Origin of the sequence: Rothia sp. P5764, assembly GCF_048512965.1 — a bacterium.
Taxonomy (GTDB): domain Bacteria; phylum Actinomycetota; class Actinomycetes; order Actinomycetales; family Micrococcaceae; genus Rothia.
In genome coordinates, this window is sequence record NZ_JBLXXQ010000001.1 from 369,541 (window position 1) to 384,738 (window position 15,198).

At 57.2% G+C, this 15,198-nt stretch carries 16 protein-coding genes; 7 read left to right on the plus strand and 9 right to left on the minus strand.

Annotated elements, in window-relative coordinates; genetic code table 11:
• Positions 1-379 precede the first annotated feature (379 nt).
• A complete protein-coding gene (locus ACN08Y_RS01695) occupies positions 380-1,072 on the minus strand; it encodes a metal-dependent transcriptional regulator (RefSeq protein WP_419099123.1) in 693 nt (230 codons plus the stop codon).
• A 333-nt stretch (positions 1,073-1,405) separates the two neighbouring features.
• On the opposite strand from ACN08Y_RS01695, the gene serC reads away from it, so the two are divergent.
• Entirely contained in the window at positions 1,406-2,503 is a 1,098-nt protein-coding gene (gene serC / locus ACN08Y_RS01700) for a phosphoserine transaminase (RefSeq protein WP_419111862.1), read from the plus strand.
• A gap of 83 nt (positions 2,504-2,586) precedes the next feature.
• Here the strand turns inward: serC and ACN08Y_RS01705 are convergent, their stop codons facing one another.
• Both ACN08Y_RS01705 and ACN08Y_RS01710 read right to left on the minus strand, forming a co-directional pair.
• A complete protein-coding gene (locus ACN08Y_RS01705) occupies positions 2,587-3,921 on the minus strand; it encodes an MFS transporter (RefSeq protein WP_419099122.1) in 1,335 nt (444 codons plus the stop codon).
• Positions 3,922-3,950: 29 nt separating this feature from the next.
• Complete coding sequence (locus tag ACN08Y_RS01710; protein WP_419111663.1) at positions 3,951-4,526, minus strand: DUF3027 domain-containing protein; 576 nt, start codon at positions 4,524-4,526, stop codon at positions 3,951-3,953.
• A gap of 102 nt (positions 4,527-4,628) precedes the next feature.
• On the opposite strand from ACN08Y_RS01710, the gene ACN08Y_RS01715 reads away from it, so the two are divergent.
• The 4 genes from ACN08Y_RS01715 (at position 4,629) to ACN08Y_RS01730 (ending at position 7,746) form a co-directional block, all read left to right on the plus strand.
• On the plus strand, positions 4,629-4,874 hold the full coding sequence (locus tag ACN08Y_RS01715) for a hypothetical protein (protein ID WP_419099120.1): 246 nt from the start codon (positions 4,629-4,631) through the stop codon (positions 4,872-4,874).
• A gap of 121 nt (positions 4,875-4,995) precedes the next feature.
• Entirely contained in the window at positions 4,996-5,706 is a 711-nt protein-coding gene (locus tag ACN08Y_RS01720) for a response regulator transcription factor (protein WP_419099119.1), read from the plus strand.
• Between the two features lie 83 nt (positions 5,707-5,789).
• Complete coding sequence (locus tag ACN08Y_RS01725) at positions 5,790-7,199, plus strand: ATP-binding protein (RefSeq protein WP_419099444.1); 1,410 nt, start codon at positions 5,790-5,792, stop codon at positions 7,197-7,199.
• A gap of 256 nt (positions 7,200-7,455) precedes the next feature.
• Positions 7,456-7,746 carry a WXG100 family type VII secretion target gene (locus tag ACN08Y_RS01730; RefSeq protein WP_419099118.1) on the plus strand — a complete coding sequence of 97 codons (291 nt, stop codon included), beginning with the start codon at positions 7,456-7,458 and terminating at the stop codon, positions 7,744-7,746.
• Here the strand turns inward: ACN08Y_RS01730 and ACN08Y_RS01735 are convergent.
• On the minus strand, positions 7,743-8,636 hold the full coding sequence (locus ACN08Y_RS01735) for an RNase H family protein (RefSeq protein ID WP_419111664.1): 894 nt from the start codon (positions 8,634-8,636) through the stop codon (positions 7,743-7,745). The genes ACN08Y_RS01730 and ACN08Y_RS01735 overlap by 4 nt on opposite strands.
• Positions 8,637-8,715: 79 nt before the next feature.
• Between ACN08Y_RS01735 and ACN08Y_RS01740 the strand changes: the two genes are divergently transcribed.
• Complete coding sequence (locus tag ACN08Y_RS01740; RefSeq protein WP_419099116.1) at positions 8,716-9,522, plus strand: 4'-phosphopantetheinyl transferase family protein; 807 nt, start codon at positions 8,716-8,718, stop codon at positions 9,520-9,522.
• 143 nt (positions 9,523-9,665) lie between these two features.
• On the opposite strand, the gene rlmC is transcribed toward ACN08Y_RS01740, so the two are convergent.
• The 5 genes from rlmC to ACN08Y_RS01765 all read right to left on the minus strand — a co-directional run bounded on the left by rlmC (position 9,666) and on the right by ACN08Y_RS01765 (position 14,434).
• Entirely contained in the window at positions 9,666-10,808 is a 1,143-nt protein-coding gene (gene rlmC / locus ACN08Y_RS01745) for a 23S rRNA (uracil(747)-C(5))-methyltransferase RlmC (protein ID WP_419104797.1), read from the minus strand.
• 108 nt (positions 10,809-10,916) lie between these two features.
• Entirely contained in the window at positions 10,917-11,069 is a 153-nt protein-coding gene (locus ACN08Y_RS01750) for a hypothetical protein (RefSeq protein WP_419099114.1), read from the minus strand.
• Positions 11,070-11,286: 217 nt separating this feature from the next.
• Positions 11,287-12,915 (minus strand): chaperonin GroEL, encoded by a 1,629-nt coding sequence (groL, locus tag ACN08Y_RS01755; protein ID WP_419099113.1) that lies wholly within the window; start codon positions 12,913-12,915, stop codon positions 11,287-11,289.
• 300 nt (positions 12,916-13,215) lie between these two features.
• A complete protein-coding gene (locus ACN08Y_RS01760; RefSeq protein ID WP_419111665.1) occupies positions 13,216-14,100 on the minus strand; it encodes a LytR C-terminal domain-containing protein in 885 nt (294 codons plus the stop codon).
• Between the two features lie 67 nt (positions 14,101-14,167).
• A complete protein-coding gene (locus tag ACN08Y_RS01765; RefSeq protein ID WP_419104799.1) occupies positions 14,168-14,434 on the minus strand; it encodes a DUF3263 domain-containing protein in 267 nt (88 codons plus the stop codon).
• Between the two features lie 64 nt (positions 14,435-14,498).
• Between ACN08Y_RS01765 and ACN08Y_RS01770 the strand changes: the two genes are divergently transcribed.
• Entirely contained in the window at positions 14,499-15,173 is a 675-nt protein-coding gene (locus tag ACN08Y_RS01770) for a uracil-DNA glycosylase (RefSeq protein WP_419099110.1), read from the plus strand.
• The last annotated feature ends 25 nt before the right edge of the window (positions 15,174-15,198 follow it).

A 15,198-nucleotide genomic window follows, 5' to 3' on the forward strand; every position in this document is an offset into this window, starting at 1 on the left:
GATATTGTCACGTTTTGATTACAAAAGTCGCGGCTTCCAACCCTAGAAAGTAAGCAGGGTTACCTATTGCCTGCAGGTCACACCTCGGGAACAAAGCTCTGAAAGCTGTCAAAAAACCCGTTCTGACAAGCTGAAATTATGGTGACTGGGGTCATATAAAGAAGAGTTTTTTACCCCAGGAGCCACCGCGCCCTCCCATCAGGGGGCACCAATGAGAAACCCGCCACTTAATTAAAAAACTTCACTGGACGGCACTACTGAGGGCCCCAGGACCCATCACCGCGCCCCCTACCGCCTCCCGGAAGCAGCGAATATAACAGTTTGATAACAAAAAAGAGGCCTAGGCGCTCGCCCAAGCCTCTTTTCTGTTACCAAGATGTTACCTTTTGACGACGATAGCTTCTGCTACCTCAGCGTTCAGGATCAAGGACTCATCTTCACCATCGGCGTGCACCAGAACGGAGCCGTCCTTACGCCCCACAATAGAAACAGTTGCGCCGTAGACAATTCCTGCATCACCTAAGCGCTTTAATAGCTCAACATCTGTCTGAATAAACTCTGGCAGACGAGAGACGGTAAACCGGTCATCCTCATCGGAATCTTTAGCCGCAATCGACATGGTGACTGTACGTCCATCGTTCTCTTGGCTCTGTGCACCCAGCTCCTCCAAACCAGGAATAGCATTACCGTAAGGCGAGAACTTAGGTTCGTTGAGGAGTTCCAGGAGACGACGTTCCACTCGCTCGCTCATCACATGCTCCCAGCGGCAGGCTTCTTCGTGGATGTACTCCATTTCTAAACCAATCACATCGGCCAGTAGGCGTTCAGCAAGACGGTGCTTACGCATTACCTCAACAGCCTTGTGGCGGCCTTCATCGGTGAGTTGAAGAGAACGGTCGCTCGCTACAGTCAACAGGCCGTGTCGTTCCATACGGGCAACAGTCTGGGAGACGGTAGGCCCAGAGTGTTCAAGGCGTTCGGCGATTCGAGCTCGCATAGGGGTAATACCCTCTTCTTCAAGTTCGAGCACAGTTCGCAGATACATCTCAGTAGTATCAATCAGGTCAGTCATGCCTTCTCCTCTCGTTCCGAGCCCACCCCGCTAGGGCTAGGCAAACAGTGCAGTCATTATCATTAATTGTATGCCGTGCCCAGGCTTTTGGGCGTGACCCTGCCCGATCAGGTTTGCACAGTTCTGCCCTCTTACTTCTCACTCTGTAAATTTCAGCCCCTCTTTTGCGGTTCTTGCCCCGCCCTAGCCGACAAGCACCCCTATCACCGTCACAATAGAAAGAGTAGGACGGCAGATAGCACCTTCCCCCTTTCCACGCATCCGCTATCTGCGCTTAGCCCCTACTTTTTACGAGGAGACACCGTGACCGACTTCCCCACCATTCCATCCCATATGCTCCCAGCCGATGGCCGTTTTGGTGCCGGCCCTTCAAAGGTTCGCCCCGAACAGGTTGCTGCTGTTCAAGCGGCAGGCCAGCATCTTATGGGAACCTCCCACCGACAGGCCCCTGTCAAGAACCTGGTCAGTGAAATCCGTAAGGGTCTGCGTTCTTTCTACTCTGCGCCCGAGGGCTACGAGGTAATTCTTGGTAACGGCGGAGCTACTGCTTTCTGGGATGCCGCCACCTTTGGGCTAATCGAGAACAAAGCCCAGCACCTCACCTTTGGTGAGTTCGGCTCTAAGTTCGCAGCCGCCACCCAGGCCGCTCCTTTCCTGGCAGACTCTACCGTCTTGACCAGCCCTGCAGGGACTAGGCCGGTTGCCCACGCTGAGGAAGGTGTTGATGTATATGCTTGGCCTCACAACGAAACCTCAACCGGTGTTTTCGCACCCGTCAGCCGCCCCCAAGGTGCCGGTGAAAACGCCCTGGTTCTCATCGATGCAACCAGCGCCGCAGGAGGCCTTGACCTTGATATCTCGCAGGCTGATGTCTATTATTTCTCAGCCCAGAAGAACTTTGCCTCCGACGGCGGCCTCTGGTTGGGGCTCTGGTCACCCGCCGCCCTGGAACGGGCACAGCGGATTCAGGACTCAGGCCGCTGGATTCCTGACTCCCTCAACCTGGTAACCGCTATCGATAACTCACGCAAGAACCAAACCTACAACACCCCCGCACTGGCCACCCTGATCATGCTCAACGAACAGCTCAAGTGGCTCAATGAACAAGGCGGTCTAGCCTTTGCATCGGCCCGTACCGCTGACTCAGCAGGCAGAGTCTACCGCTGGGCAGAAGAGTCAGACTTTGCCAGCCCCTTTGTAGCTAATCCGGCAGAGCGCTCAAACGTGATTACCACCGTGGATTTTGATGACAGCATTGACGCGGCAGCTATCGCTAAGGCGCTACGCGCTAACGGTATCGTCGATACCGAGCCCTACCGCAAGCTGGGCCGCAACCAGCTCCGCATTGCGACCTTTACCGCGATTGACCCCGACGATGTATCAGCTTTGCTGAACTGTATCGACTACCTGGTCGAGCAGACCGCGGGCTAAAAAGCTTCCGGCCCTTAAGACCGGGCCGCCCCGTTTCACCTCCTAGAGGCAGTGCGGGGCGGCTTTTTATGCCACGTGAAAGTCTAGCGTGGCTCCTGGATATCAATTGCAGCTGTCACAGGCGGCGGCTCAGTGCCCTCAGCAGCGGGGCTTTGCTGAGCGCGCAGAACCAGGCGGGTAGGTACTGAGCGGTCATAGCGCAGGTGCAGGTGCCGGTACTTCATAATCCATACCAGCCCCAGAAGAGCGGCCAGGAAACCCGACGCAGAGGCCACACCCAGCCCCCAACGCGCCCCAAAGATATCGTTAACCAGCCCTACCAAGGGAGAACCGATAGGGGTTCCACCAATAAAGACAGCCATATAGATACTCATAACCCGCCCGCGCATTTCAGGCTCGGTGGTCACCTGCACATAGGCGTTGGCAGAAGTAATAATAGTCAGCGCCATCAACCCCAGAGGAATCAGTGCCAGAGCAAAGAGCCAGAGACTGGGAGCCAGCGCCGCGAGCGCTGTAGCCACGCCAAACCCCAGGCAGGATGCGAACATGAACCGCATCCGTGGGGTATCTCGCCGAGCAGCTAAGAGTGTACCGGCTACCGAGCCGATAGCTACCACCGAGTTCAGCACACCGAATTCCCCGGCACCCTGCCCAAATTCGGTGGTTGCCATGGCAGCAATGTTGAGGGCTGTGTTAAGGCCAAAAGTGCCGATGAGGAAGGCCGCTACCATCACCACAACGATGTCGGGGCGGCCCCTAAGGTAGCCAAAGCCGTCACGGATACGGCTCTGGGCCGCCGATGAACGGGGCAGAGGCCTTAGCTCCGAGGTACGCAGAGCGAGAATAGCTGCCATCATGGCAGCAAAAGAGAAGGTATTAATCAAGAAGACCGGCCCCGTACCCACAAGAACCACCAGCAAACCGGCGCAAGCCGGGCCGATCATGCGCGCCACGTTAAAGGACATGGAGTTCAGGGCAACGGCGTTGGGTAGGTCTTTATCCGATACCAATTCAGAAACCAGGGTGGAACGTACTGGCGCGTCAAGGGTAGAAACCAGGCCCAGGGCGAGCGCAAAAAGGTAGACCTGCCAGATAGCAACATGCCCAGAGAGCACCAGTAAGCCCAGGCCGAGGGCAAGAAGCCCCATAAGGCCCTGGGTCCACATCAGAATTTTCCGGCGGTTACCCCGGTCAGCTAGTGCACCGGCGTAGGGGGACAGCAAAAGCGGTGGGGCGAACTGGAGAGCTATCACAATACCCATCTGGGTAGAGTCATGGCTGGACAGGTCGTTAAAAACCAGCCAGTCCTGGGCTGTACGTTGCATCCAGGTACCGATATTAGAAATTAGGGCACCGATAAACCAGATTCGGTAGTTAAAAATCCACAGTGACCGGAAAGTTCTAGGCTTTCCGGTCACAGGTGGAGGCCCTGATTGCAACAGCCCACTCATTCTTGGGCAGCGGCCACCGAGGTTGAAGCTGACTTACTCTCGGCATATTCGCCCTCAAAGTCTGCCGCGTCACCTTCGGGTATTTCCTGATCGTAATCAAGGTCCTCGCGATCTTCGGGGCGCAGGCGGTCAGCCCAGGGAACCCAGGCAGGGGCAAGAAGAGCATCGTCACCCGGTATCAGCCCAATTTCGCAGACGGTTGCGACCTTAGAACGCGGGGCGCGGGAGAGCGTGGCAAACCAGAACCAGCCCCTGTAGCCAGGGAGGTCACATTCAAAGAGGTGGGTGGTGAGCCGCTCTTCTTCACCGCGCAGGTGGTGGACCGGGCCAATAGAGTTTTCGGGTGCAATGTCAGCCAGCCCCGCAAGAGCTACATCTTTAGCGGCGGCAAGGACGGCATCAACTTTGCTGGTTCGACGCCGGCGGGTAGGTAGGCCCAGGGTCGGCTCGGGAGCCGGTGCCTGGTCCTTTTCAAGCCCTAAACCCTGCTCCGCAGAAGAATCAGGGGCAGGGGGTAGCAAGAACTTATCGCTACCGGTTTCTTGGAGCCCGTCTTTTACCACTTCAGTCATACCCTCTATTAAAGCAGGCTAGCGCGAGTTGTGGGGTTTCCCTCCCACTACCTTCTCAGAACGTGCCCTCCGAGGCGGCCTAATCTTGATACCTTATTGGGTATGGACTCTGACTTTTCTGAAACCCCCGAGCTCCCCTACGGCAAGACCATCCGTTCTTTGGGGGTGAGCTCTCTTGCCCTCATGATTCTGGGTGCTATCTCTGGGCTGGCTATGCTTCTGCTTAAATGGGCGACCGGCTCAGCTCCCCATATCCTGAGTATTATCCCGCTGATGGTGCTCCCGGTCGCTTTCATGGCCTTATTAGCGGCTCTTTTCTTTACTCTGCTTCGCCGCCGAACAAGCTAGACTAGAGCTGTCCCTCTCGGCTCGCGTTTCTGCGCGCATCAGACCCAACCTTTCCCTAATACCCAGCAAAGCGCCCAGCTGTGCACAGGTAGCGCACAGGTAATAAGCGCACAATAGAACTGTGAACATCAAAGAACCTGAAGCAAAATTATTGGTCGTCGATGACGAGCCCAACATTTTAGAGTTGCTGGCAACTTCCCTGCGCTTTGCAGGTTTTGAGGTTGTTACGGCGTCCAACGGGCGTGAAGCCCTTGATAAGGCCGAAACTGAGTCCCCCGACCTGGCCGTCCTTGACGTCATGTTGCCTGATATGGATGGCTTTACTGTCACCCGTAAGCTGCGCAGCTCCGGCCGCCTCTTTCCCGTGCTCTTCCTCACCGCTAAAGACGACACCGAGGACAAGGTCACCGGCCTTACCGTCGGCGGTGACGACTACGTCACTAAGCCCTTTAGCCTTGATGAAGTGGTAGCTCGGATCCGCGCCGTGCTGCGACGCACTCAGCCCCAGCACGAAGAAGATTCACGCCTGCGGGTTGATGACCTAATTCTTGATGACGATGCCCACGAGGTTTTCCGTGGCGACCGCGAAATCGACCTCTCCCCCACCGAATTCAAGCTGCTGCGCTACCTGATGCTCAACCCCAACCGGGTGCTCTCCAAAGCGCAGATTCTTGACCATGTGTGGGAGTACGACTTCAACGGCGACGCCTCTATCGTGGAGTCCTACATCTCTTACCTGCGCCGCAAAATTGACAACGATCCGGAGCTCCCCCCGCTCATTCACACCAAGCGTGGCGTGGGCTACCTGTTACGGACAGCTAACAAAAATTAAGGGGTAAGAGTTTGCGCTCTCGTCTCTCTGTGCACCGGCTGGGTTCGCTTTCATTGCGGACCCAGTTGGTGCTTTTAACGTCTATGCTCCTGGCCCTGGCCATTTCGGTCATGTCTCTGGTCGCTATTTCTGCCATTCGAGCCAAGATGATGGACCAGCTCGATGATGAGATTGAGGCCAGCTACAGCTACCTGGTCACCGCAGTGTATGCAGACCAGCAGCTCTCTCAAACAGAGGGAACTTTTATACCCTACGAGGCCTACCTACTTGATAGCGACGGAAAGATTGTGCGCCCGGTAGCCACTCTGGCCGACGAAACCTCCTCGCCCCTGATCTCTGGGCTGACCGCTGAAAACGTCAAAAAATACAACAAGGCAGCGCTGACGGTCCGCTCGTCAAGCGGGCACACCGAGTGGCGCCTGATTGCTTTCCCTGTGGAGGAGACCCATCAGACCCTGGTCATTGCAGCGCCGCTCACCCAGATCAACCAGACCGTAGCCATCGTAGGCGGCCTGACCTTACTCTTTGGCGTGGCTACTTTGCTTGCCTCCATAGCCCTGACCTGGGTCATTGTCACCCGGGCCTTTGAGCCGCTGGCAAGGGTAGAACAGACCGCCGCCCAGATTGCGGCAGGCGATCTTTCTCAGCGTATCGAGAACTACAGCCCCTACAACGAAATCGGCCATCTCACTACCTCACTCAACACCATGCTCTCCCATATTGAGGAGGCCTTTGACGCGCAAAAGCGCTCTGAAGTTAAAATGAGGCGCTTTGTAGGCGATGCCTCGCATGAGCTCAGAACCCCGCTGGTGTCCATCCGTGGTTACTCTGAGCTTTACCGTATGGGCGGGCTACCTAACGACGAGGCTGTTGCTATGGCTATGGACCGGATTGAATCCGAGTCAAAGCGCATGGGCCAGCTGGTAGAAGATCTCCTGACCCTGGCACGGCTAGACGAACGGCGAGTGACAGAGAACGCTCAGGTAGACCTGCTCAGATTAGCCCAGGATGCCGCCAACGACGCCTTTGCTTCTGAACCCGACCGAACCATTGAGGTAGTCGGCCTCGAAGGCGCAGAGGCGCTTACGGCCCTGGTCTGGGGCGATGAGCAACGGCTACGCCAGGTGCTAGCCAACCTCATGACCAATGCCCTGCGTTACACGCCCGCCGGCTCCCCCATTGAAATAGCGGTGGGTTCTGTTCCCGGTATCGACGGTAGCTGGACCTCCATGCTCCAAGTGCGAGATCACGGCCCGGGCATCCACGGTGAGGATGCCGAACGCGTCTTTGAACGGTTCTACCGGGCAGATACCTCCCGGACCAGGGAGACAGGCGGGACTGGCCTGGGCCTGGCGATTGTAGCGGCTATTGTTAGCCAGCACGATGGCTCAATCAGTATTGAAGAAACCGAAGGCGGCGGTGCCACTTTCACTATCAGGCTCCCCCAGTACAGCACCCATACAGGCCCGGTTGCTCTCGCCCGGCAAAAGTAGGCGGTCTTGCCCCGGGAGAACACTTGTGTATAAATGCCGGGCGAGCTTCATATTGCAGACGCATTTACATCATTTTGGGCTTACGATTGACTCAAACACCCCGGTTTAGGTGGCCCACCCGAACCGGGGTTTTCCACACCACCACACGGGGGTAGTCCGCGCCAGGTGAGGGGGCTAGTGTCAAAACACCGGTAGCCAGTTAGACACCGGCACCGGTAGCCAACGACCCAATCTTTATGCAAAAGGAGAGCCTCCCATGGCACAGTTCAACGTCGATGCAGACCTCATCGCCAGCAAGTCAGCCCAAGCCCGCGGCCAGGTAGATACCATCGTTTCAGAGGTCAATGCGCTCACCACCTCCCTCCAGGATCTGCAGGGATCATGGACCGGCTCAGCCTCTGCCAACTTTCAGGGGGTCCTAACTAACTGGCGCAATACCCAGCGACAGGTCGAAGAGTCCATTGCCCAAATCAACGAGGCCCTATCACGGGCCGGCATCAACTACTCCGATACCGAACTGGCTAACGCCTCAATGTTTGTCGGCTAGGCTCGGGTGTCCTGGCGGTAGCGGAGCTTCCAGCTACCGCCAGTAAGCACCCAGGTACTTGAACGGATCAGCAGGCCCTTATCCGTAGGCACTCTGGTTACTAGCAGGGTTGCCTCAGTACCTAACTCAGTTGCCAAGACTTCCTCGACAGGCCCACTACTAGCACAAGCACGCAGACGGTAGTGAAGGACCGTATCGCGGTCAGTTACCTGGCCTGTTGGAACAACCCAGGCTAGCTCCGGGTGAAGCAAGCTGCCCAGTAGCTTTTCAGACCCATAGATTGAAGGGTTCAGCGTTTGCAGTTCGCAGCTACGGGCCTCTTCCACCGCGTCATCAGCTACCTGCTCTGTGGGCGCTAGAGTCTCAGGGTCAGGGGTATCTGCCGCGGAGTCATCAGGAAACTCTTGCGAGCTCTCACCCTTACCCCAGCCAGGCCCGGTCAGAGGTTCCACGCCATCGCGGTAGGCTTGGGCAGCCTCATTAGCTCTCCGATCAGCCGCCTCATTGAGGGGGTGGCCGGTGTGGCCCTTGACCCACTCAAAAGAATAGGAGCGGCCCTCAATGGCGGCATCCAGTGCCTGCATGAGGTCAAGATTCTGTACCGGCTTACCGTCCGCTTTCTTCCAGCCTTTCTTCTTCCACCCCGGCAACCAGCGGCTAATAGAATCAATGGTGTATTTGCTATCGCAGATAATGTGCAGATGGGTTTCAGGAAGGTGCGCCGTAGCCTCGAAGAGGTCCAGAACAGCTTTGAGTTCACCCATGTTATTTGTCCCGTGAGCCCACCCTCCGGCGGCCCACCGGGTTTCGTCAATGTACCAGGCCCAGCCTGCGGGGCCGGGATTACCCAGGGCAGATCCATCGGCAGCAGCAATTATTTTCTCGGTCATGGTTCCTCTACCCTCCTACGGACTAGCCATTCCATTCTACGCCCGGCTATAAGAGGGTAGGCACAGCTAGAATAGGAGCATGGTTCACGCTTCAATAGTTGACGGGGCAAGTCACACCCGACTGGCTCTCTTTCTGATGCCCCCGGAGACCTTGCGGAGCGGGCACGGTGTCAGCTGGCTGGCCTACGTCGGTATGACAGAGCAGAAGCGAGCCGCAGAGTATGCAAGCCCCGAAGAGGCCATGAGCTACGCGGCCCAGCACACCCTCATGCGCTGTATCGCTGCTACCGTACTCGGGGTAAGGGATGCAGAAGCCTCACAGATTCCCGTAGACCGCTCCTGCAGTCTCTGCCTGAAGTCAGCAAGCCACGGAAAACCCCGCCTTGAGGGAGTAAACCTGAACATGGCGCGCGCCCTTGGCCTGGCCGCCGGTGTGTACTCAGCATCCGATACTGCCCTTGGAATTGACCTGATTACGGTAAGAGACCACTACTTTGACGGCTTTGACCGTATTGCACTAGCTGACTACGAAAAACGTGTCGTGGATTCGCTCCTACCGGATCAGGCCCGGCTGGTACGCCAGATGCTCTGGTGCGCTAAAGAAGCAGTTCTCAAGGCCAGCGGACACGGACTATCTGTTAAACCTAACCAGGTTATGCTAGCGCTACCGCCCCTACCCACCGATATCGGTAGCGTCCACGGGCTCACAGCAGGTGCCAAAGCCTACCTACCGGAGCAGGCAGAAGCGGTACCTTTTTGGATTACCTGGCAGGTCTACGAGGACACCCATCTCGTAGCTGTTGCTAGTAAGGGACCTCACCATCTAGAAGCACAGAAGGTAACCGCTCCCTATATGGTCAAGCGAGCTCTCACACCCCCGCTTTAAAGACAGACCTTCATCGGAGCCTCTAGTCAATCAGTCAGAGAAACTGCCAAGAGTCAAGCACCTGGCCTTGCTCATTTCTGCCCCTACTAGTGTGAGGCTCTTGGTGACCTGACCTGTGCAGCCTGAGCTCTCTTAAGCCTATGCTAGCTGAGCGAATAGCGCTCCAAGAGCACAATTGTCTCGTAGTGGCTACTGTGGGGGAACATGTCCATAACCCGGCCCTTGACCGCTTGCATCGAAGGCATCTGGTGCAGGTCCTTAACCATGGTAGCTAGGTTACAGCTTGAGTAAATAACCCGCTCGATACCGCTGGCCTCAATCCAGGTCGAAAGTTCAGGGCCAAGGCCGCGACGGGGCGGGTTAAGCACCAGCAGGTCGGGTACCTGGCCGCTTTCTAGAGCGTAAGCCCTGGCATCCTGAGCGGAAAACTCAATACCGGTTAGGTCGTACTCGGCCACCGCCCGGCGGGCTGACTCGATAGCCTCAGGGCTGATTTCTATGCCGGTAACTTTGGCCTCTTCGGGCATGACCTGCGCCGCGTGGAGGGCAAAGCCGCCCACACCGCAGTAGAGGTCCCAGAGGGTATTGGGCTGGGACTCTTTTACCCATTCCTGCCCCTGGCGGTAGAGAGCTGCTGAGACCGCTGTATTGGTCTGGAAGAAGCTCTGCGGGCGTAGGTGGAGCGTTAGGTCGTTGACCTGCATCGGTAGGGTCTGGCGTTCGCTCAGGATGATTTCTTCGTCGCCCTCCACCAAGGCGATATGTTCCCTGAGCAGGTTAATGCTAAGAACCGCGAGCTGAGGGAGCTGGGTGTGGAGCCAGTCAAGCTCGCGCCGGATAGGTACCAGTAGTTTCTTGGAACGGAGCACAAAGCGAATGAGAAGCTCACCGGCCTCAGAGGCCGTCACCAGAATATTTTTGAGCTCGCCCTTACGCCGGGCAACGCTATAGGGGGTAAGCCCCGCCCGGCTAATTAGCTCCTTGAGCACCGGGAATGTATCTGCTACAGGTGCGGTGTAAAGCTGACAGTCGCTCAGGTCTACACTCGCACCGTCCCGGCTCAAGATACCGAGCCTTGGTTCCTGGACGCTTCCACCCACCACCAGCTTAGCCTTGTTCCTGAACCCGGTTTCAGCACTCGCCACCGGTGCTAGCCACTCGATACCGGGCCACGGTGCCATCAGTTTGCGGGCATCGTTCTGCTTCCCTTCAAGCTGTTGTGCGTAGGGGGTAAGAATTAGTGAGCAGGAGCGGCACAGGCTGGCATCGTAATAGTGGCATTGCATAGCGTGACTATCTTACCGCCCCCTGTAAGCAGGCGGTAACGGAAGATAAAAGCCGGCACCCCGTTCCGGGGTGCCGGCTCAAAAGGAAAACACAATCACTATTAACTTTTAGCCACCGGCCCCAAAGGCAACATCCTGGCGAAGGGCCTCATTGCTCTTCTTCTCCAGCTTGGTCCACCCATCTGCTAGGTAGGCACCCAGCAAGAGAGCCAGCAAGCCTACGATAATTGCGTAGAGAACAAGATCCACGAGTGTGGCCATGAGCCTCACACCTTTCAGTTTCACCTTTGAGACTGATGAGTAAAACTTAGAGGAAACCTCTTAAGTGATTTAAAGAATACTCCCAATAAGTGTGAACCACAATACCCTTATCTGCATTTTTTAGTCAGCGTCCTTAAAAGAGAACTCCGCCCACCCCAAACGGGGCAGGCGGAGTTCTCAGCTCAAAGAGCGGCTACTTACCAGAGCAAGCGGCAGACTACATCATGCCGCCCATGCCACCCATGTCGGGGGCAGCCGGTGCCGCACCAGCAGGCTCAGGCTTATCGGCAACAACAGCCTCGGTGGTCAGGAAGAGACCGGCAATTGACGCTGCATTCTGAAGAGCTGAGCGGGTGACTTTTACGGGGTCGTTAATACCGGCGGCCATCAGGTCCTCGTACTCACCGGTTGCGGCGTTCAGGCCGGTACCAGCAGAGAGGTGACGGACCTTATCGACGACGACGCCGGGCTCCATGCCAGCATTGAAAGCAATCTGCTTGAGGGGAGCGTCGATGGCAACACGGACGATGTTGGCACCGGTTGCCTCATCGCCGGTCAGTTCCAGCTTCTCAAAAGCCTTCACGCCAGCCTGAATCAGGGCAACACCGCCGCCGGGAACAATACCCTCTTCAACAGCGGCCTTAGCGTTGCGGACGGCGTCCTCGATGCGATGCTTGCGTTCCTTGAGCTCAACCTCGGTAGCAGCGCCGGCCTTGAGCACAGCAACACCACCGGCAAGCTTAGCCAGACGCTCCTGCAGCTTCTCGCGGTCGTAGTCAGAGTCAGAGTTAGCGATTTCGCCACGGATCTGAGCAACGCGGCCCTCGATGGCCTCAGGGTCACCTGCGCCTTCGATGATGGTGGTCTCGTCCTTGGTAACAACAACCTTGCGGGCCTGGCCCAGCAGGTCGATGGTTGCGGTATCAAGTGACAGGCCAACCTCTTCGGTAATAACCTGTCCACCGGTCAGAATAGCGATGTCAGCCAGCTGAGCCTTCCGGCGGTCGCCAAAGCCAGGAGCCTTAACGGCAACAGACTTGATGGAGCCGCGCATCTTGTTCAGAACCAGCAGGGCCAGGGCTTCGCCCTCAACATCCTCGGCAACAATCAGCAGGGGCTTACCGGCCTGCATGACCTTCTCCAGAACGGGAACCAGGTCCTTGACGTTGGAGATCTTGGAGCTAACAATCAGGATGTAGGGGTCCTCAAGGACAGCTTCCTGACGGTCAGCATCGGTAACGAAGTAGCCAGAGAGGAAGCCCTTATCAAAGCGCATACCCTCGGTCAGTTCAAGGGTCAGGCCGAAAGTATTGGACTCTTCAACTGTGATAACGCCTTCCTTGCCGACCTTCTCCATAGCCTGGGCAATGAGCTTACCGATTTCGGGGTCACCAGCGGAGATAGATGCGGTTGCGGCGATTTCCTCTTCGGTCTCAACTTCCTTGGCAGAAGCGAGCAGTTCAGCGGTAACAGCTTCTACAGCCTTTTCGATACCGCGCTTGAGGGAGAGGGGATCAGCGCCAGCGGCAACATTGCGCAGGCCTTCGCGGACGAGAGCCTGAGCTAGAACGGTTGCGGTGGTGGTACCGTCACCGGCAATGTCGTCAGTCTTCTTTGCGACCTCCTTGACCAGCTCAGCGCCAATCTTCTCGTAGGGGTCTTCAAGTTCGATTTCCTTGGCGATGGAAACACCATCGTTGGTGATGGTGGGGGCGCCCCAGGCCTTCTCCAAGACAACGTTACGACCGCGGGGGCCGAGAGTTACCTTTACTGCGTCTGCGAGGGTGTTGAGGCCCTTTTCAAGACCGCGGCGTGCTTCTTCATCAAAAGCAATCAGCTTTGCCATATGGCTTTCGCTCCTTCTGGAACATTAGGTGTGAGCGCGATTAGTCGGTGCCCGCGACGGACGGCGCTACCGGGGCCGCCATAGGGGCGGCACGGGGAGGACCTCACCAAGAAATCGCTCAGGTGTTTTACTCAGAGCCACCCGGGTGCAGAATCTAGCACATGATTTAGCAGTCCAAGCCTCTGAGTGCTAACTACAATCTTGGCACCTGAGCCCAGAGCGCGCAAACCTATTATTCGCTTTGAGAAGCCTTAATCGCCAACAGCGCACAAAGCTACAGCTCCCGGGCTTAGATCTTGCTTAGCCCTGTGTGTATGTTCCAGTAGCAGAATCGTAGATATAGGCACCGGCAGGATCCAGTACATAGGTGCCGGTAGCAGGGTCCAGGCTGTAGCGCTGGGTGTTCTGGGTAGCGGTTCCCGTAGTCGCTGAGGCTGGTGAGCTGGCATCAGTTCCGGAGTATTCAACGTAGGCACCGGTAGCGGGGTCCACACGGTAGAGAACCTTACCCGAGGCCAGGGCCTCTGTCTTGCTGGTGGCGGTGTAAGTCCCGTTCACCGGGTCAAAGACGTAGAAAAGCTGGCTATCCTCTGTTGCTGTCGAGGTGGCAGCATCCGCGCTGGCCACCTGGGTCTGCTCTGCAAGCGCGGTGGGGTCGAAGTCTGCTCCGAGCACCACATAGACCTCACCGGTCTCGGCCTGGAAGTCTTGGTTGATGTAGGCAATACCTAAGAGGTCAGCGACTTCGTTGGCTTCTGATGAGGCCCCGGTAGCAAAGTAAACCATAGACTCGGTGGCATAGGTGCCGGTCCAGTTGGTGGTTTCAGTAATCTTGTAGTTTGCTTTTTGCAAGACACTGGCGGCGGTGCTGGCTGAGCCTTCGGGGGCGCTTGAGTTATAGACCGCTACGGTAACGCTAGCTGGGTTGGTGCTGGGGCTGGCATCGGCGGTAGCTGTTGCGGTGGCTCTTGCCGATGCGGGCGCGGTTGTGATGCCCGGGCCAGCAGTCCGGGGCGAAACCACGTACATGATGCCGCCCACCAGGAGGGCGAGAATACCACTGATGATGACAGCCAGCAGGCCGGCCCGTGAGGTTGAGGTGTCGGTGACTCGTCCGCGGTAGGCACCCCGCCGGGAGGAGTTTTCTTCGACATCATCGAACTCGTCACGGGGGTAGGTGTTCACTGGTCGCCTCTTTCGGTGCACGGTTGCTACGGGGGTCAGCTTCTAGGGTACACTCCCCCGCCCTGTTTTAGGTGAGTCGGTTGCGTGTGAGCCGGAGCTTGCGGGTGAGGGCCGGTTCAGCGGCAATAGCGCGCGGATTATCGATTAGTGCATTGAGTTGCTGGTAGTAGGCAATCGGGCTCAGCCCCAGGTCTTTGCTGATGGCCTGTTCTTTACTTCCCTGGTACTTGAAGCGTTTTTTCTCCATATCTAAGATGGCGCGCTCCTGCTCGGTAAGCCGGTGGGTAGAGCTAGTCTGAGACTCTGGTGTGGGTGAACCGGCTGGCATGTTCATGGGTCTTCTTTCGGTGGTCTAGTCTTATAGGGAGAATACCGCATACAAGAGGAGAACAAGCGCCGTGCCTGCTCAGCCCCTACACGAGATTATGGACCCGGACTGGGCGCAGGCCCTGGCACCCGTGGAGCCTCAGATTAGGGCTATGGGTAATTTTTTGCGGGCCGAGCATCAGGCTGGCCGGGACACCCTGCCCCCTGGCCCGGATATTTTTAGGGCCTTCACCTACCCCATGAGCCAGGTCAAGGTTCTGGTGCTGGGTCAGGACCCCTACCCTACCCCCGGGCACGCTATGGGGCTAAGTTTCTCTGTACGTCCCGAGGTCAGGCCGGTGCCACGTTCCCTGCACAATATCTACAAAGAGCTCAACACCGATCTGGGCATCACGCCCCCGGATCACGGGGATTTACGGGCCTGGAGCCAGCAGGGGGTCATGCTCCTCAATAGGGTTCTTTCGGTGGGTGCTGGGGCCGCAGGTTCCCACCGCAACCTGGGCTGGGAACAGGTCACTACCGCCGCTGTTCAAGCCCTGGTAGCCCGGGGCAGGCCGCTGGTAGGGCTACTGTGGGGCGCAGATGCCCGCTCCTGCAAACCGCTTCTGGGTGGCTACCCCTGCGTGGAGTCACCGCACCCCTCGCCGCTCTCTGCCTCGCGGGGTTTCTTTGGCTCTCGACCCTTTAGCCGCGTCAATGAGCTCTTGCTCGCTCAGGGGGCCTCCCCGGTGAACTGGGCTCTCTAAAGCCCTAGAGCAGATCGGAAAATCT